Origin of the sequence: Streptomyces ficellus (assembly GCF_009739905.1) — a bacterium.
Classification (GTDB): domain Bacteria; phylum Actinomycetota; class Actinomycetes; order Streptomycetales; family Streptomycetaceae; genus Streptomyces; species Streptomyces ficellus_A.
The window spans coordinates 2,313,178-2,330,050 of the sequence record NZ_CP034279.1 but is presented as its reverse complement, the minus strand read 5'-3'; the positions used below and the strand labels follow the sequence as shown (position 1 = coordinate 2,330,050).

General features: G+C 69.7%; 20 protein-coding genes and 1 tRNA gene. 17 read left to right on the top strand and 4 right to left on the bottom strand.

Annotated elements, in window-relative coordinates:
* Positions 1-18: 18 nt before the first annotated feature.
* The 3 genes from EIZ62_RS09865 to EIZ62_RS09855 form a co-directional block, all read right to left on the bottom strand.
* The gene (locus tag EIZ62_RS09865; RefSeq protein ID WP_156692331.1) at positions 19-720 is read right to left on the bottom strand and encodes a creatininase family protein; all 702 of its coding nucleotides are present in this window, start codon (positions 718-720) and stop codon (positions 19-21) included.
* Between the two features lie 23 nt (positions 721-743).
* Positions 744-1,928 (bottom strand): helix-turn-helix domain-containing protein, encoded by a 1,185-nt coding sequence (locus tag EIZ62_RS09860; protein WP_156692330.1) that lies wholly within the window; start codon positions 1,926-1,928, stop codon positions 744-746.
* Positions 1,929-2,056: 128 nt separating this feature from the next.
* Positions 2,057-2,437 carry a GntR family transcriptional regulator gene (locus EIZ62_RS09855; protein ID WP_156692329.1) on the bottom strand — a complete coding sequence of 127 codons (381 nt, stop codon included), beginning with the start codon at positions 2,435-2,437 and terminating at the stop codon, positions 2,057-2,059.
* Between the two features lie 401 nt (positions 2,438-2,838).
* Between EIZ62_RS09855 and EIZ62_RS31935 the strand changes: the two genes are divergently transcribed.
* The 15 genes from EIZ62_RS31935 to EIZ62_RS09785 all read left to right on the top strand — a co-directional run bounded on the left by EIZ62_RS31935 (position 2,839) and on the right by EIZ62_RS09785 (position 14,567).
* Positions 2,839-3,012 carry a hypothetical protein gene (locus EIZ62_RS31935; protein ID WP_167536359.1) on the top strand — a complete coding sequence of 58 codons (174 nt, stop codon included), beginning with the start codon at positions 2,839-2,841 and terminating at the stop codon, positions 3,010-3,012.
* A gap of 155 nt (positions 3,013-3,167) precedes the next feature.
* The gene (locus tag EIZ62_RS09850) at positions 3,168-3,488 is read left to right on the top strand and encodes a hypothetical protein (RefSeq protein ID WP_156692328.1); all 321 of its coding nucleotides are present in this window, start codon (positions 3,168-3,170) and stop codon (positions 3,486-3,488) included.
* A complete protein-coding gene (locus EIZ62_RS09845) occupies positions 3,485-4,126 on the top strand; it encodes a GGDEF domain-containing protein (RefSeq protein ID WP_208827855.1) in 642 nt (213 codons plus the stop codon). The genes EIZ62_RS09850 and EIZ62_RS09845 overlap by 4 nt, the downstream gene beginning before the upstream one ends.
* Complete coding sequence (locus tag EIZ62_RS09840) at positions 4,126-5,256, top strand: conjugal transfer protein (RefSeq protein ID WP_156692327.1); 1,131 nt, start codon at positions 4,126-4,128, stop codon at positions 5,254-5,256. Before EIZ62_RS09845 ends, EIZ62_RS09840 begins: the two co-directional genes overlap by 1 nt.
* On the top strand, positions 5,256-5,648 hold the full coding sequence (locus EIZ62_RS09835; RefSeq protein WP_156692326.1) for an RRQRL motif-containing zinc-binding protein: 393 nt from the start codon (positions 5,256-5,258) through the stop codon (positions 5,646-5,648). The genes EIZ62_RS09840 and EIZ62_RS09835 overlap by 1 nt, the downstream gene beginning before the upstream one ends.
* An 89-nt stretch (positions 5,649-5,737) precedes the next feature.
* On the top strand, positions 5,738-7,885 hold the full coding sequence (locus EIZ62_RS09830) for a cell division protein FtsK (RefSeq protein WP_156692325.1): 2,148 nt from the start codon (positions 5,738-5,740) through the stop codon (positions 7,883-7,885).
* Between the two features lie 173 nt (positions 7,886-8,058).
* Entirely contained in the window at positions 8,059-8,277 is a 219-nt protein-coding gene (locus EIZ62_RS09825; protein ID WP_425281807.1) for a hypothetical protein, read from the top strand.
* Positions 8,278-8,298: 21 nt separating this feature from the next.
* The gene (locus tag EIZ62_RS09820; RefSeq protein WP_156692323.1) at positions 8,299-8,487 is read left to right on the top strand and encodes a hypothetical protein; all 189 of its coding nucleotides are present in this window, start codon (positions 8,299-8,301) and stop codon (positions 8,485-8,487) included.
* 11 nt (positions 8,488-8,498) lie between these two features.
* Positions 8,499-9,110 carry a hypothetical protein gene (locus EIZ62_RS09815; RefSeq protein WP_156692322.1) on the top strand — a complete coding sequence of 204 codons (612 nt, stop codon included), beginning with the start codon at positions 8,499-8,501 and terminating at the stop codon, positions 9,108-9,110.
* 155 nt (positions 9,111-9,265) lie between these two features.
* A complete protein-coding gene (locus tag EIZ62_RS09810) occupies positions 9,266-9,445 on the top strand; it encodes a hypothetical protein (protein ID WP_244375594.1) in 180 nt (59 codons plus the stop codon).
* 14 nt (positions 9,446-9,459) lie between these two features.
* Positions 9,460-10,014, top strand: coding sequence for a hypothetical protein (locus EIZ62_RS09805; RefSeq protein ID WP_244375592.1), 555 nt, complete (start codon positions 9,460-9,462; stop codon positions 10,012-10,014).
* Between the two features lie 86 nt (positions 10,015-10,100).
* Positions 10,101-11,033 carry a bifunctional DNA primase/polymerase gene (locus EIZ62_RS09800; protein ID WP_156692320.1) on the top strand — a complete coding sequence of 311 codons (933 nt, stop codon included), beginning with the start codon at positions 10,101-10,103 and terminating at the stop codon, positions 11,031-11,033.
* A gap of 11 nt (positions 11,034-11,044) precedes the next feature.
* Positions 11,045-12,586, top strand: a complete 1,542-nt coding sequence (locus EIZ62_RS09795; protein ID WP_156696308.1) for a YfjI family protein — start codon at positions 11,045-11,047, stop codon at positions 12,584-12,586.
* Positions 12,587-12,897: 311 nt separating this feature from the next.
* Positions 12,898-13,089: a helix-turn-helix transcriptional regulator gene (locus EIZ62_RS09790; RefSeq protein ID WP_156692319.1), complete on the top strand. Its 192-nt coding sequence runs from the start codon at positions 12,898-12,900 to the stop codon at positions 13,087-13,089.
* Positions 13,086-14,567 (top strand): tyrosine-type recombinase/integrase, encoded by a 1,482-nt coding sequence (locus EIZ62_RS09785; RefSeq protein WP_156692318.1) that lies wholly within the window; start codon positions 13,086-13,088, stop codon positions 14,565-14,567. The genes EIZ62_RS09790 and EIZ62_RS09785 overlap by 4 nt, the downstream gene beginning before the upstream one ends.
* 499 nt (positions 14,568-15,066) lie before the next feature.
* Here EIZ62_RS09785 and EIZ62_RS09780 read toward each other — a convergent pair.
* Positions 15,067-15,138 (bottom strand) — tRNA-Arg (locus EIZ62_RS09780).
* Positions 15,139-15,258: 120 nt separating this feature from the next.
* On the opposite strand from EIZ62_RS09780, the gene EIZ62_RS09775 reads away from it, so the two are divergent.
* Together EIZ62_RS09775 and nrtL are read left to right on the top strand one after the other, a co-directional pair.
* Positions 15,259-15,741 carry a response regulator gene (locus EIZ62_RS09775; RefSeq protein WP_208827853.1) on the top strand — a complete coding sequence of 161 codons (483 nt, stop codon included), beginning with the start codon at positions 15,259-15,261 and terminating at the stop codon, positions 15,739-15,741.
* 82 nt (positions 15,742-15,823) lie between these two features.
* Complete coding sequence (gene nrtL / locus EIZ62_RS09770) at positions 15,824-16,870, top strand: ArgS-related anticodon-binding protein NrtL (protein ID WP_156692316.1); 1,047 nt, start codon at positions 15,824-15,826, stop codon at positions 16,868-16,870.
* Positions 16,871-16,873 lie beyond the last annotated feature (3 nt).

Genomic DNA, 16,873 nt, shown 5'->3' with positions numbered 1-16,873 from the left:
CCGGGTCGGCGGTCCGTTTCACTCACCCAGCGCCTGTAGGTGCTCGGCGAAGCTCTCTACAAGGCTTGCCAGCACAGCCTTGCCCTTCTCTGCTGTGGCGTACGAAGGGAACCCGATGACACCGGTCTTGGTGTACGCCTTCATCCCTTGAGTGAGGAGGAACGGCCGTTCGCCCCCATCGTGGTCTGCGGTCTCGTAACCGGGGCGCACGAGGGAGGGATCCGCATGCAGCAGGATTGAAGTTTCGATCTCCCCCGCGTGCATGTCGTCGTAGGAACTGCTGACCAGTCCTGCGTGCTGCCGAGCCCGCTTCCATTCGTGACTCTGCGGGAAGAGCCCCATCCGTGCTTCGGTGACGTTGGCCTCCTGCACGATATTCGAGAGCACGTAGTTCCCGCCGTGGGCGTTGACCAACACGAGCTTCCGGATGCCGGAGGTCTCCAGGGACTGAGCGATGTCAGTGATCACGGCATGAAGGGTGCGGGCGCTGATGCTGACCGTGCCCGGCCATGTGCCGTGCTCGTGGCTACACGCGATGCTGATCGGTGAGAGCGGGAGTACCGGGTGGGCAGTGGCCAGCTCGCGCGTGATGATGCACGCGATCGCCGTGTCGGTGATGAGCGGTAGATGGGCGCCGTGCTGCTCATACGACCCGACCGGGAGTATGGCTACGCGCGGGGCTTGTTCCTGTACCTCGACAGTGGTGATCGTGGGAAGCACGTTCACGGTCTCCTTTGTGTGGGTCACGTCCCTCTCATACTCCCCAAGAGACGATTCAGTTCAGCGATCTCTACGAGCTTGCCCCACGGAGTGAGGTGGGACTGCAAGCGCCCCAGTTCGGCGAGGATGCGGGCGGAGCCGGTGGTCTGGGCAATGGCTACCGCTTGGGAAGCCGCGTTGTAGGCGCCCTCTACGTCTTCGAGCTGCGCATACGCTGTGGCCAGGCGTGCCAGGCAGAGTCCGCGGTCCCTCTGCTGTTCGGCCGGCCAGTGGGTCAAGCTCGTCTCCAGGGTCTCCACCGCTTCGTGCGGGCGTTGAAGCTGAATCGCACAGTTCGCCGCCTCCATCTCGACGTAGGCGACGGAGCAGTACCCGGCGAGGCCATCGCTGTCACCCTCGCCCTTGTCCGCGATGGCTCGAGCTTCATCGAGCGCGCGGGCACAATCGTCGGCCTGCCCCAGGAGCGCGTGCGAGTTGGCTCGAGCCCGGAGAGCAACTGCCTGCACCTGGTTGGGTAACTTCCGTGCCTGCTTCAGAGCAGCATTGGCGAGCCCGATCGCGTAGCCCGCCTGCCCGGCCTCCGCCGCGATGTTGCTGCGTCGCTGGAACACGTAGGCACTCAGGACTGGGTCGTCCAGTTCGGACGCGTAGTCGAGGGCCCGGTTCGTCCAGAGCATCGCTAACTCGGAATCACCAGTGTCCTGGTGGAGCCAGCCGAGGAACTCCGCGTAGCGGGCACCGACCCGGACGACGTCCTCTCGGAGCGGACCTGAGGCCTCCTTGCACAGCTCCTCGATCAGTGGCACCTGACTCTGCACGGCAGGCACCAAGAAGCGCGGCCCTACAAGGGGCTCAGCTTGCGCGTGCTGGATGAACACCGACTTCAGGTATCCCAGGACCTCAGGAGTCGCCGTCGGTGATGGGATTTGGAGGCTTGTCTGCCGGGGCAGGGCATCTAGCTGGGACGGAGCGGTTTCCAGGGCTAACCCAAGCTCGGCGCGAGTTGCCTCGTAGACCTCGCTGAACAGCGCCTGGTAGTCCGCCCCGGGTTCCCGCCGGCCGTTCTCGAACATCGACACCTGTGTCTTCAGGCTGGTTCGGGAGGGCAACTCCATGCCAAGGCGTTCTGCGGCATCCTCCAAGGCGTCCATTAACTGGGCTTGGGACCATCCCCGAGCCACGCGGGCGGCCTGCAACTTCGTCTTCATCGCTTCCCCAGGCGTCAGGCGATGTGGCGGACACTCATCATGACAATAGGGCGTCTGACATGGGGAGTTAACAGGTAACAGCGCGCGGGTGTTAACCCTGTCCACTGCGCAGCGGCGCGGATTGCGGCCTACTGGTTCTCGTCAGGACGGCGGGATCGCTCGGCTTCCAGTCGTTCGATCCGGTCATGAAGTTCGGAGAGCTGGGAGGTGACATGCGTCAGTTGGTCCTGGAGTTCACGCAGCCCCAAGGCCGTCTGTTGGGCGGTTGGGTCACCCTTCTTCGGGTCGAGCACGTACGTGCCGCTGCCTTGACGGCCGAAGACAAGGCCGTCCTCCGCCAGTTGCTTGTAGGCGCTCTGCACCGTCATGAGCCCGACGCCCAGATGTTTGGCGAGACCCTTGGCACCAGGGAGCTGTCCGCCTGGCGGGTAGACGCCCCGAGCGATGGAGTCTCGGAACTTGGCCGCGATCTCCTTGGCGGTCGGGGGCTTTTCAGGCTTCCAGTCCATGTCTAGAGCCTATCCGACCTAGGTCACCTTCCTTGGCTTGGTTGGGAGAGGGGTTGACCCATCAAAGCGACCTAGGTAACTTTCTCTTCGGCGGGTTACCTAGGTAACCCACTCGCAGCTCCGGCAGGGCCCCGTGGAGACGGGAGCCCCTCAGGGCTACCGCGCCTGTCGGAAGTGATCGGTCCTTGAGAACTCAACAGCGTGACGAGATTGATCGACGGGGGTGGCGCCCCGTCCCCGTGGCGGCCGGGTGATGACCGTCGTGACCGCACCGCCTGTCGAAGACCCTGGCGGGTCTTGTGCTGGCTTGCGGTCGGGACCGCCCCGATGGTCGTAGGCCGGGTTCGACTCCCGGCCGGGGCGCTGCGGCAAACAGGCCGCCTTAACAGAGGAGAGGCGACATGCGCCGGATCACCAATTCCCGCCACGTCAATGTTGACCAGGTCGGCACTGACGTCGAGTACAAGGGCGAGCCGCACCGCATCACGGATGTTGGCGGCAACTACTTCACGCTGGTCCGTCACCGCGACGGATGGGCTCAGAACGTCAGGATCACCGACGTCAACGGCCGCTGACACCACCGCCCCGATGGTTGTAGGCCGGGTTCGACTCCCGGCCGGGGCACCGCCCCGCCGCACACGCGGAACGGGGCCTTACGCCGGAACGGTCGCCTGTCACCACAACACCGCGACCGCCCTCGGCTCTCCGTCCCTTCGACAAGGAGTGAGTCATGCGTACGTACATCGGCACGCGCCAGGTGCTGGACGCCGCCGAGTTCGCCGAGCTGGCGCTCGGTATGGAGGAGCTGCCGGCCGGGATCGACCGGGACCTGTTCCGGGGCCCCCTCGCCCCCGAGTCCGCCGAGGAGCGGGCGGCCCGTCTGGACGTGGCCCGTGAGGTCATCGCCGAGCTGGCCGCTGAGGGTGAGGCCGGGGACGAGGTCGCCGGGTGGGACGCGCTGTACGCCGACGCGCTGACCCGCACGGTGCCGTTCCTCCGTGCTGCCCGCACCGCCGGCCGTTCCGCCCATGCCGGGGAGGTAGCGGCATGAGCCAGACCATGAGCGCTCTGGCTGCCGCGCTTCCGCTGGCGGCCGGGTGGTCAGTGCACAGCCTGCGACTGCGGCGCCGGATCGAGGTCGCGCGCCGTGACCCGCTGACGAACCTGATGCGGCGTGAGGCGTTCGAGGCCCGTGCCGGGCGCGAGCTGCGCAAGCACCTCACGGCGGTGGTGGTCATCGACCTGGACGGCTTCAAGGCCCTGAACGACACCCACGGTCACGCGGCCGGGGATGTCGGGCTGGTCATCGTCGCCGCGCGGCTGAACGACTGGGCGGTCCGCATGGGCGGATGTGCGGCGCGCCTGGGCGGTGACGAGTTCGCCGCCGTGGTCACGGCCGCGCACCCGGTGGATCTGCTGTCGGGGCTGGAGGACCTGCACGAGACGCTGTGCGAGCCGTTCACCTTCGACGGCGAGCCGGTAGAGCTGGGCGCCTCGATCGGCGCGATCCGCCACGAGGACGAGTTGGCCGGCACCCTGCCCGCGCTGATGCGCAGGGCGGATGAGGCCATGTACGTGGCGAAGGAGTCCGGGGGTGGCTGGTACGTCGCCGAAGGGCTCGACCCGGTACGGGACACGGTCAACGGCCGCCGCGCCGGGCGCCCGGGCACTGGCCGGGAGGTGGCGTGATGACCGGCCGCAAGCCGCTGACCACCGCGCAGAAGGTCGTTCTGACGGCTGCGTTCGTGCCCATGCTCGCTACCGGCATCGCGGGTGGCTGGGGCACGTACAGCAACATCAGCCGCGCCTACGGTTCCGGTACCGCTCTGGGAGCGGTGGCGGCCGGTGAGGGCGCGACCGCTGTCCTGGCGCTGGTGCTGCTCGGGCTGACCATGCTGGGGCAGTCCTCGCCGTGGATCATCCGGGTGGGCCTGTGGGCTCTGCCGGCTGCCGCGTCCGTCATGGCCGCGATGGCCGCCGACGACCCCGGCCGCACCGTGATCTACGCCGTGACGCCCATGGGCATGTGCGTGTCTGCGGAGGGCATGGCGTTCCTCGCTCGTCGCATTGTCGTCCACCAGGACGGCCACGATGCCGAGGCAGCGGCGAAAGCGGCTGCCGTGGTGCGGTCCCTGGCCTACCACCAGGCCCGTGCCGCGAACCATCCGGACAAGCGCGTCAAGAAGCGGTCGGTGCGCAAGTCATGGCGGCTGGCGCGGAAGGTCGGTCTGGGGGATGAGTCGTTGGACGGTCGGCTGCTGGACATCCAGCGCGAGCGCATCACGCACGGCGCGGACGCCGCCCTGTCGGGCATGTTCTCCGTCGCCGCCCCTGGCGAGCGGCTCGCCATCGCGACAGGCCAGCCGCAGTCTCACACCGACATCGCAAATCATGATGAAACGGTAGAGGAGCCTGCAAATCGGTTGGGGTCTGACCTGCATGAGTCGACCCCCGAACCGGGGCCGACAGTCCCCGATTCGACCACTCCTGAGGAACTGGCCCGGGAACGGGTCCTGGAGGGTCTGGGGCTGCCGACCGAGGCGCCGAAGTCGGTGCCGGTGAAGTCGGTCGCTGCTGTGCAGTCGGGTCCGCGCCGGGCGACCGGTCGGGTTCCTGAGTCGGCCCGCAGCACCCGGCCGACCCGCAGCCCTCAGGAGCTGCTGGACGAGGCCCGCACGGTCACGGCCGACTGGCCGGACGAGGGGCTGACGGCTGACGCGATCCGCAAGGCGGTCCGTACGTCGGCCGCCAACGGACGCATGCTGCGCGACAGGCTCAAGGCCGAACGCGCCGGGGGCACTGAGGCGTCGGCCGCATAATGGCCGCCCGCCGACGCCTGTACGACCCGGCTGGCGAGCGGTACGGCATCCCCACCTTCCCCTGGCGGGTGGCCCCGGACGGGCTGGCCACACGTCGTCAGCTCCGCGCCCGCGGCTTGCGTCCCGGCGGGCAAGAGGTTGCCGCGCAAGTGCTCTGGTACTCGCGCCGCTACCGGCGCCCGGGCCGTAGCCCGATCCGGGTCGCCTACCTGTACCGCCTCGACCTGGCGAAGCCCGTCCGGCCGATGACGCCCGCGAAGTGGGCGGCGCTGGCCAAGGCGAACGCCGCTCAGCGCCTCTGCCCTGAGTGCCGGCGGGATGCCGGATACCGCATTCCGACCTCACTCGGCATGTGCGTGAGCTGCGCTGACGCGCCCCAGCTCGCCGCCTGAACGAATCTCAGCGGGGCCCGGAGGGTCGACCGACCAAAGCGCCGTCCGGGCCCCTTCCAACCCCTCCCGTTTCCGGAAGGAAGTCAGCAGTGAACCACGACGACGAGAACGAACTGTTCAACCGACTGGAGGCCGACATGGCCGCCAACTCGGGTGCGGAGGTGGTGGACCTGGACAAGGCCCGGGCCGCCCGCGAGTCGGCCGACCCGACCGCCCGCATCATGGTGGATGGTCCCCAGCAGAAGGGCCCCGGGTACCTGGGGCGGCTGGCCGGGGCCAAGCGCCGCCAGGTCGTGCCCGAGTGGCTGAAGTCCACGGCCGAGCTGAAGACGGCAGCCGGTTGGGTAGCTCGCCACTACGGCCACATGGCCGGGTATCACGCTTTCCGCTCCCCGGCCTACGCCGCCCGCCTGACCTTGCAGGCGCCGCGCGGGGCGGCGAAGGTCCTGGGCGGCACGATGCGGTGGGTCGCCGACAAGGAGGGTGAGCCGGTACGGCTGGCGATGGTGCAGAAGGAAGACGCCGCCACCTACCTCAAGCTCTCCCGCCAGCGCGACGGCCGAGTACGGCTGCGCACCCTCGTCGTGGTCCTGGCCTCGTTCATCGGGCTGGGGGCGGCGCTCGCGCTGTACGTGCTGGCCCCGGCCTGGCTGATGACGGTGTCCGTCAGCGCCGTGGTGTTGGCGCTCGGCTACGCGGGCCAGGCGGAGGACGCGCCGGTGATCAACCGGGCGGTGGAGCTGCCCAAGGCGCAGAAGCTCACTAGCGACATCGTGCTGCGGGCGCTGGCCGCGTTGTCGATTTCGCAGATCAACCAGGCGATCGCCAAGGGCCGGGACGGGTTCGTGTTCACCTCCCCGATCACCCGCGACGGCCCCGGCTGGCGCGCGGAGGGTGACCTCCCGTACGGCGTGACCGTCTCGGACGTGATGGACCGCCGCGACCGGCTCGCCTCTGGTCTGCGCCGCCCGCTGGGCTGCGTGTGGCCCGAAGCGGTGCCGGACGAGCACACCGGACGGCTCGTGCTGTGGGTGGGGGACCAGGACATGTCCAAGGCCAAGCAGCCCGCCTGGCCGCTGGCCAAGTCCGGGTCGGTGGACCTGTTCAAGCCGGTGGCTTTCGGCACTGACCAGCGCGGACGCTGGGTGGAAGTCACCCTCATGTACATCGCCGGCGTCATCGGCGCTATCCCCCGCATGGGCAAGACGTTCCTCCTGCGGCTGCTATTGCTGATCGCTGCTCTCGACCCCCGGGCCGAGCTGCACACCTACGACCTCAAGGGCACCGGCGACCTCGACCCGGTGGGGGAGAAGTGCTCCCACCGCCACCGCGCCGGTGAGGACGACGAGGACATCGAGTACGCGATCCAGGACCTGCGGGCGCTCCGGGAGGAGCTGCGCCGCCGGGCGAAGATGATCCGCTCCCTGCCCCGGGACATCTGCCCGGAGTCCAAGGTGACGTCAGAGCTGGCCAGCAAGCCGAAGCTCGGGCTGCACCCGATCGTGATCGGGGTGGACGAGTGCCAGGTGTGGTTCGAGCACCCCAAGTACGGGGCGGAGTTCGAGGAGATCTGCACCGACCTGGTCAAGCGCGGTCCCGCTACGGGGATCTCACTGCTGCTGGCCACTCAGCGGCCGGACTCCAAGTCCCTGCCGACCGGGATCAGCGCGAACGCCTCCAGCCGGTGGTGCATGAAGGTCATGGGCCAGATCGAGAACGACATGGTCCTCGGTACCAGCTCGTACAAGCGCGGTGTGCGGGCGACGATGTTCGCGTGGGGCGACAAGGGCATCCACTACTTCGTCGGTGAAGGATCGGACGCCCGCATCGTTCGCAGCGTGTATGTGGACGCGGTCATCGCGGAGGCGATCGCCTCCCGGGCCCGCAAGCTCCGCGAGGACGCCGGCACCCTGACGGGGCACGCCGCCGGGCAGGCCCCGGAGGTGGACGTCGCCGCGTCGTACGACCTGTTGCGCGACCTGCTGGCCGTGGTCCCGGTGGAGGAGCCGAAGGTGTGGAACGAGATCGCCGTCACGCGCCTGGCGGAGCTGCGGCCGGAGGTCTACAGCGGCTGGGAGCCGGAACAGCTCACCTCCGCGCTCAAGCCGTACGGCGTCCCCACGGGCCAGGTCTGGGGCAAGACCGAGGACGGCAAGGGCGCCAACCGGCGCGGCTTCGAACGCGCCAAGCTCACCACCGCGATTGCGGAGCGTGACGGAAAGCGGGACGCGAGCTAGGTGGAGATCGTCGCTAGACCTAGCGGCCATGCCTGCTAGGTCTAGCACCCCCGCTAGCGACCCATATACGCGCTGATCAGCCCGCTAGTGCCTAGCGGGCTCCCCCTCCCGCACCCCGAAACCGCCCCTGGAGGCCCTTTGTGACCCTCATAGCCACCGCTAGCCTCCTGACCTTGCTGTTTACGCTCAGTTACGCCGGGCTGTGTGCCGCCAGCCCGTTCGGCAACTGCCGCAAGTGCAAGGGCTTCGGCTACGCGCTCAAGAAGGACCGGCGCGGACAGCTCAAGCCGGGCAAGACCTGCCGCCGCTGCCGGGGCGACCGCAAGCGCATCCGCATCGGCCGCCACCTGTTCAACGTCGCCATGCGCATCCACCGCGACGGCACCCGCTAACCCCACCTGAAGGAGGCCCTCATGGGCATCACCATCTCCGCCGTAGCGCTCTTCGGGCTCGTCCTGTTCTTCCTGCTGCGCTCCAAGTCCCTCGGCTACGGCTCGGCGTTCGTCGCCATCATGTTCGGCTTCTTCCTCGCCTCCACCGGCGCGTCCGGCCCGATCAACGAGCTGACCGCCGCCGTCGTCAACGCCATCCCGGACTTCTGAGGAGCCGAGCCGTGAACGAACCGATCGTCGCCCGTCACTGGCTCGCGCTGGCCGCCCCGAAGGCTGCCCCCGCCCTGGCTACGTCCACCGTGCTGATCCTGGGGCGGATCTGGAACGCCAACGGCGCCGAACATTCCGTCGGCAACGCGGCCTTGATGGTCGTGCTCGCGGCCGGGGCCGCGACCGCCGGCGCATTCGCATCGGCCGGACGGGCGGGTGATCCGGTCATCGCCGGGACCGCGTTCGCCACCTCCGGAGCCCTGGCCCTGGCGGGGGTTGCCGGGTACGCGGACGGGCTGTCGCTGCCGCTGCTGCTATGGGCGCTGGCGACCACGGTCGCCTACGGGCTGGCCGCCCGGTACTGGCGCACCGACCGCCGCGAGCACGACGCGTACGAGCGGCGTACCGCCGAGCGGCGCGAGGAACACGCGCACGTCGAACGCGTGGAAGCCCTCCGGGCGGGGGCGCAGATCGAGGTGGCCCGTGAGGGCGCCGCATACGCCGAAGCCCTGGCCGCCGCGCTCACCGCTCGGGCGGCGCTGCCCGGCTTCGACCCCGCTCAGCTCACCCGTGCCGGGCTGCCCGAACTGCCCGCCACCGACACCACCAAGGAGGACTGGTGATCTCCCGTCTGCTGGCCCGTAAGTGCCTCGCGGTCCGCTAATGGCGCGGCTGGGTCGCCACCCGGCGCGGCGGGCGTCAGATCGGCCCCCGCCCGATCCTCGCCCTGCACCGCACACCGGACCCGGACTGCCTCGACTGCGGCGGCAGCGGCGAGGTGGAGTGCGGCGTCTACGGCGAGGACGAGCCGGACTGGACCGACTGCGACTGCGCGCCGTTCCTGCCCCTGGCCTACCTGTGGCTGCCCAAGCCCCCCGCCTGGCTCCGCCACCGGCGCACCGCGCACGACCCGTGGTGCACCGACCCGGCCTGCGCCCACAACAAGCCCCCGGTCTGATCCGAAAGGAAGCCATGTTCGAGATCCGAGTCATCTGCACCCCGGTCGAGGCCGACCGCGTCACGCGCGAACTGGCCGCCGCGTTCACCACCGGAGCCGTACGCCAGCACCCCACCCGCGACGGGGAGCGCACCCGCCTGTACGTCACCGCTGACCACAAGCCCGCCGGACAGGGGCCGACGCCGGACGAGGCGTACGCCAAGGCGCCCAGCATCGTCAGCGAGATCGGGTGGACCGCCCAGGCCGCCCGTGACATGCGGCGCGGCGGGCAGGACGAGCGGGAGTTCTGGCTGCGTAAGGCGGCGCTGCTCGACCGCATCGCGCTGGACGACGAGAAGGCCGGCGCCCACGGGGACGCCAGCACGCTGGCTCGCCGGGCAGGTCGCCGCCTGATGGAGCTGGACGGCGCCGAGACCAGCGCCACGTGCGACGCGCGCGGCTACGTCCGCCAGCAGTACGCCGCCTGGACCAAGCGGGAGCAGCGCGCCGAGCTGGTGGCCGCCGGGCGCTGCCCGAACTGCCGCTGGCCCGCCTACCAGTGCAATTGCGCGGAGCACCCCGACGCCTAGATACGCCCGGGGCGGTCGCCTGTCACCACAACACCGCGACCGCCCCGGCTCTCCGTCCCTTCGACAGAAACAGGAGAACCCCCAGCATGACACCAAACGCCACCACGGCGCTGCTGCGCGCCGCCCTGGCCGCCGCTGAGCGCGGCTGGCCCGTCTTCCCCCTCCGCCCCGGGGACAAGCGCCCCGCCGGGCACCCGGAGCGCGACTGCCCCCGCACCGGCCGGTGCGAGAGCGGGCACCGCACCCCCGAACAGCGCGCCACCCTCGACCCGCAGCACATCACGGCGTGCTGGCAGGCGGCCCCGTACAACGTCGGCATCGCTACCGGCCCCGCCCAGCTCGTGGTGGTGGACCTCGACATCCCCAAGGACGAGGCCGACACCGCCCCATCCGAGTGGGCGGGGCTGGGCGCGGCGGACGGGCTGGACGTGTTCGCCGTGCTGTGCGAGCGCGCGGGGGAGCGGCTGCCGACCGAGACGTTCACGGTGCGCACTCGCCGTGGCGGGCAGCACCTGTACTTCACCGCGCCGAGTGAAAAGCGGCTACGCAGCACGGGCGGCAGCCTGGGGTGGAAGGTCGACACCCGGGCCTGGGGCGGGTACGTGGTTGCTGCCGGCAGCATCGTGGGCGGAGCACCGTACGAGATCATTCACGACGCCCCCGCGGCCCCCCTCCCTGCGTGGCTCAGTGACCTGCTCACCCGGAAGCCCGCACCGGCTCCGATGCCGCTGTCGGAGCTATCGGCCCGGATGCGCAACGCCACCGCCTACAGCACCACCGCGCTGCGGGGGGAGCTGGAAAAGGTGCTGTCCGCCCGCCAGGGCGGTCGTAATCGTGCTGTGTACTTCGCCGCCTACGCCCTCGCACGGCTCATCCGCACCGGCGACCTCACGGAAGCCGACGTGACCGGTGAGCTGATGAGCGCGGGTCAGTCCATCGGCCTGCCCGCCGCCGAGTGCCGCACCGCCATCCGCTCCGGTCTCGCCCGAGGCGGCGCGGTGGAGGTGAGTGCGGCATGAGCACACAGCCGATGGACAGCTCCGAGCTGTGGGCCTTCTTCGACGCCCAGGACGCGCCCGAGGGGACTGGGGAGGCTCCGTGGGAGGAACCGATCCCGCTCACCGCCCGCCGGGAACTGCCCGCGTTCCCCACGGAGGTCTTCCCGGCCTGGCTGGGCGACTACGTGCGCGCGGTCGCCGAGGAGACGCAGACACCGGTGGACATGGCCGGGGCCCTCGCGCTCGCGGTGCTGGGCACGGCTGCCGGTGGCCGCGCCGTGGTGCAGGTCCGGGGCCGGTGGCGGGAGCCCACGAACGTATTCGTGGTCGTCGCACTGCCGCCGGGCAACCGCAAGAGCGCGGTGTTCAACCTGATGGCCAACCCCCTCTACCGCTGTGAGGCGCTGCTGGTCACGCAGTCGGCCGGACGCATCGTGGAAGCGGAGATCACCGCCCGCCTGGCCAAGGAAGTCGCGGAGAGCGCGGCAGCCAAGGCGGCCCGCGGCGCGGACGCTGACAAGCGGGACGAGCTGGTAGCGGAGGCCATCAGCCTGGCTCAGGCTGCGGAGTCGGTCACGGTGCCCGCGAAGCCTCGTCTGCTGGCCGATGACGCCACCCCGGAAGTCATCGCCTCACTGCTGGCCGAACAGGGCGGCAGGCTCTCCGTCATGTCGGCGGAGGGAGGGATCTTCGACATCATCGCCGGTCGCTACTCCGGCACACCCAACCTGGACGTGTTCCTGCGCGGGCAGGCAGGCGACCGGCTGCGGGTGGACCGCCGGGGCCGTGAGGAGTTCATCGAGGCCCCCGCACTGACCATGGGCCTGACGGTGCAGCCGGGTGTTCTGGAGGACATCGGCCGCATCAAGGGAGCCGATGAGCGGGGCTTGCTGGCCCGGTTCCTGTACTCGTTGCCCAAGTCACTGGTGGGCTACCGCAAGGTACTGACCGAGCCCATTCCTGACGCGGTGGCCGCGACTTACGAGGAGCACGTCACCGCTCTGACCATGTCCCTGACGGACTGGACAGACCCGGCCGTACTCCAACTCTCCCCGGAAGCCGGGGACGTGCTGGTGGCGTTCGAGAAGCGGCAGGAACCCCGGCTGCGGGAACGCGGAGGAGATCTCGCCCACGTCCAGAACTGGGCGAACAAGCTGGGCGGCGCCACGTGCCGCCTGGCGGGCCTGCTGCACCTGGCCGCGCACCCCAGCAACGGGCACACCGAGCCCATCAGCGCGGACACCATGCGCGCGGCGGTGAAGCTGACCGACTACTTCACCGGCCACGCCCTGGCGGTGTTCGACCTCATGGGCGCCGACCACACCGCCGCCCGCGCTCACGCGGTGCTGGAGGTGCTGCGCGCCCAGCAGTGGAGCGAGGTCAGCAAGCGCGACCTCATGGTGAAACTCTCCCGCGCCGAGTTCCCCACGGTCGCCGACCTCGACCCCGCGCTGAACCTGCTGGAGGACCACGGATACATCCGCTGCCAGCCCGTCCAGCGCAGCGGAGGCAGGGGCCGGCCGCCTTCTCCGCGCTACCTCATCCACCCCCAGCTGGCCGACCCGACCGCCTGAACCCCCGCCACAGAAACCACAGAATCACAGAAACAACCCCGCCCCGCCGCTGACCACCAACAGGCCCCGCAGCTGCGGTTGGACGGCTGCCACAGAAACCCACAGAAGCCCCACACAAATACGAGCCCACCCCGGGCCCCTTATTTCTGTGGGACTTCCCGTGATTTCTGTGGCAGCCCGCCCCGACCCCTCCGCAGCGCCGTTCATGCAGGTCAGCGACCCCGCCCCGGGTTTCTGTGTATTTCGTGGTTTCTGTGGCGGCCCTCAGGCGCTCGTCTCCCCCCGCCCGTGCCTCTCACCAAGGAGGAGTCGTGGCCAAGCCCCGCGACGAGATGTTGTCCATTCCTCAAGTCATCGAAGAGATCGGAGTACCGCGAGCGACGTTCTACCGCTGGCGGCAGCTCCGCAAAGGCCCTAGGGCCATCAAGCTCCCGAACGGTGCGGTGCGCATCCGGCGCTCAGAACTGGACCGCTGGATAGCGACGCTGGAGGAAGCCGCGTGAACCATCGCAACACCAACCGGACGGGCTCCCCCGATGGCGGGGGCCCGTCCGGGCAAGAGCACAACCTGTCCACCGATGTCCGTGTGTGGAACGTCAGCAAGGTACGCAGCAAGAAGGCGCCCTACCAACTCCGTTGGAAGGTGGCGGGCAAGGTGAAGACGGCAAGCTTCACCACCGTTGCCCTGGCCGATACCCGCCGTTCGGAACTCCGGCAAGCCATGCGTAAAGGCGAGGCGTTCGACGTGGTCACCGGCCTGCCAGAGTCCGAGCTACGGGCTGCCATAGCGAGAGAAAGTCAGCGGCCTGATCCTTCGTGGTGGGACTTCTGCCGGGAGTACATGAACGCTCGGTGGCGTACGACCGCAGCCAAGACCCGCGAAGGGCTCGCGGACAGCCTGGCAACGGTGGCGCTCGCCTTGATGGGCGAGGGTGCGAAGGCACCCACGTTGGAGGAAGTACGGCTGGCTATGCGATGGGCGGTCGTACCAGCCCATAGGGGCGAAGAGCCCCCGCCCGAACTGGAGGCCGCCTGCACGTGGCTTTCTAATCGTTCCCTTCCTCTGTCCGCCCTGACCGATCCGAAGGTGCTCCGGGACGTCCAGTACCGGCTCTCATTCAAGCTGGACGACGCTCCGGCGGCCGGCGAGACGTACAAGCGGCGGCGCCGAGGCTTCAACACCGCCATGGAGTACGCCATCGAGTCGGGCTACCTGGATGAGAACCCGCTCGCCAAGGTGAAGCGGTCGGGCTCTCAGGCGAACGACACCGTGGACCCGCGCGTCCTGGTGAACCCCACCCAAGGTATGGAACTTCTCACCGCCGTGTCGTACGTCGGCTCCGTCCACCGCAACCGAGGACGTCGGCTGATGGCCTTCTTTGCCTGCCAGCTCTACGCGGCGCTGCGGCCGGCGGAAGCGGTCGGGCTGCGGGAGAAGGACTGCTACCTGCCCGAGCGGGGGTGGGGCACTCTCACCCTTCGGGAAACCCGTCCGGTCTCCGGCAAAAAGTGGACCGACTCAGGACAGCGTCACGACAAGCGAGGGCTCAAGTCACGTGAGGCCAAGGCCGACCGTCCCGTGCCCATACCGCCGCTGTTGGTCATGATGCTTCGAGACCACATCAAGGAATTCAGTACAGCGAAGGACGGCAGGCTTTTCGCCAACGAACGCGGTGGTGTGCTGGGCACCTCCAGCTACTGGAGGGTCTGGCAGGAAGCACGGCCCATCGCCCTTCCACCGGACAAGGTGGACTCCCCACTCGCGCACCGGCCCTACGACCTCCGGCACACCTGCATCACCAACTGGCTCAATGCAGGTGTGCCGGTGGCGGAGGTTGCCCGTCGTGCGGGCAATTCCCCAGAGGTCATTCACCGCCGGTATGAAGGCTGTATCGACGGCCACGAGGAGCTCAACAACAAGAAGATCGAGGCCGCCATGGGATGGAGGGAGGGGCAGGATGAGCCCAGCAAACGAGGCTAAGCCGCTCACCCCTCGGAGGTATCGGCCTCCTCTTCCTCACGACGGCGGGCTCCGCTGATCCTCTTGAGGCACCAGCAACCGATCGTGATCGCCAAGGTGGCGGCGCAGCTGCCGAGGAACTCAGGTAGGGCTGCGCGCAAGATTTCGCCCAAGTGCTAGTAGACGCGCGATTGGCCCTGTTCACGCGTCGGCTCCTTCCATGGAGAGGGGATACTTCTGGAGGCCGGGGCCGCTGGCTCCAGGGGCGCCCCTCTCCAACGCGCCACTTCCGCCCAGCACCGAGGTGATCAGCCTCGGCCTCTCTGGCGGCAGCAGCAGTTTGCCGGGCGACGGGTCCCTTGTGCGACCGGTTCGCTGGGACACGCGGAAACCCACTCGCCCCTCACTCGCGACCAGTGAGTAGGAACGACGAAGAGCCGGACCCAGTGGGAATGGGTCCGGCTCTCAATGTCTGGCACATGTGCTGGTCAGCGGCTTGATCACGCTGTTCCGGCTTCTGTGCCCCCGGCAGGATTCGAACCTGCGCACACGGCTCCGGAGGCCGTTGCTCTATCCCCTGAGCTACGGGGGCGTGTCCGTCGCGGTGGTGTTGCTCGCGGCGACGGGTAGAACACTACCAGCTCCCGAGCGGTGCCTGTGAACAGGTATTTACGGGTGGCGGGGCGGGTGGGGTCGCCCGTGTGGGGCGGAAGTGGGGAAAACCCGGACGCAGGGCTGGGACTCGACCTACTCTCGAGTTGTGTCAGGCGTGTCCGGCCGGGTGCTCGTCGTGGACGACAACAGGGTCATCCGGCAGCTGATCAGGGTCAACCTCGAGCTGGAGGGCTTCGAGGTGGTGACCGCGGCCGATGGTGCCGAGTGTCTGGACGTCGTCCACCACGTCCGTCCCGACGTGGTGACCCTCGACGTCGTGATGCCACGCCTCGACGGGCTCCGGACCGCCGAGCGGCTCCGGGAAGACCCGCGGACCAGACACCTGCCGGTGGCGATCGTCAGCGCCTGCACGCAGTACGAGGTGGAGAGCGGGCTCGCCGCCGGGGTGGACGCGTTCCTCGCGAAGCCCTTCGAGCCGGCCGACCTCGTACGACTCGTGCGCGGACTGCGGCACCGGGAGATCGCTCCGCCCCTCGACGGCCGCCGGGGCGCCGGGCACGCCGGGAGCGCCTGGAGCTGAGACCGAGGCCACCGTGCTCCGGGCGTGACCGCATCGCGAAACCGGTTCCGCCCCTGGCCGGGTCCTCCCATACGCTTGTCCCGTGACCCCCGCCGATCTCTCGCTCACCGTGCAGGACGCCGTGCGTCGCGCGGTGGGCGAAGGTGCGCTGCGGGCGCTGACGCGGGTGCCCGAGCGCGTCAAGGTGGAGCGGCCCCGGCCGGGCGGCAGCGGGGACTGGGCCACCAACGCCGCGCTCCAGCTGGCCCGCGAGGCCGGGATGGAGCCGCTCGGGGTGGCCCGGGTGCTGAAGCCCCGGATCGCCGAGGCGGACGGAATCGCGCGCGTCGAGATCACCGGCCCCGGGTTCCTGAACATCACCCTGGCCGGCCGCAGCCGCCGCGCCCTCGTGCGGGACGTCCTGGACGCGCGCGAGCGCTACGGGCACGGCACCGCGCTCGAAGGGCGCGCCTTCCGGCTGAGCCACCCCGGCGACGTACGCGCCACCGTGTGGGCCGACGCCGTACGCGGACTGCTCGCCGCCCAGGGCGCGGACGTCCACGACGGCGCCGCCGAGACCCTCACCCTCCGCCCCGTCCCCGTCACCTACGACGTCCTCGCGCTCGGCCCCGACGCCGCCCGCTGGGCGCTGCTGCGGCCCGCCGCGCACGACCGGGCGCTCGGCCCCGACGGGCTGCTGACCCAGAGCGAGGCCAACGGGCTGTTCACCGTCCGGTACGCCCACTCCCGGGCGCGCGCCCTGCTCCGCAACGCCGCCCAGCTCGGCATGAGCCCGGCGTACGACGACGAGGCCCCGCTCGACGCCCAGACCGCGTACAAGGACGAAGCCCGGCCCGGCGTGACGCCCCCGCACCAGAACGACGCCCCCGCCTCCCGCCTCCTCACCGCCCTCGGCGACCACCCCGCCGTCCTGGAGGCAGCCGCCCGCCACCGCGCCCCCGACCGGGTCGCCCGGCATCTGGAGGTCACCGCCGACGCGCTCCTGGGGTTCCAGCACACCGTGCTGCCCCTCGGCGACGAGAAACCCTCGGCCGCCCACCGCTCCCGGCTCGCCCTCGCCGAAGCCGCCGGGACGGTGCTGGCCGGCGGCCTGGCCCTGCTCGGCATCAGCGCCCCTGACTACTTGTGAGAG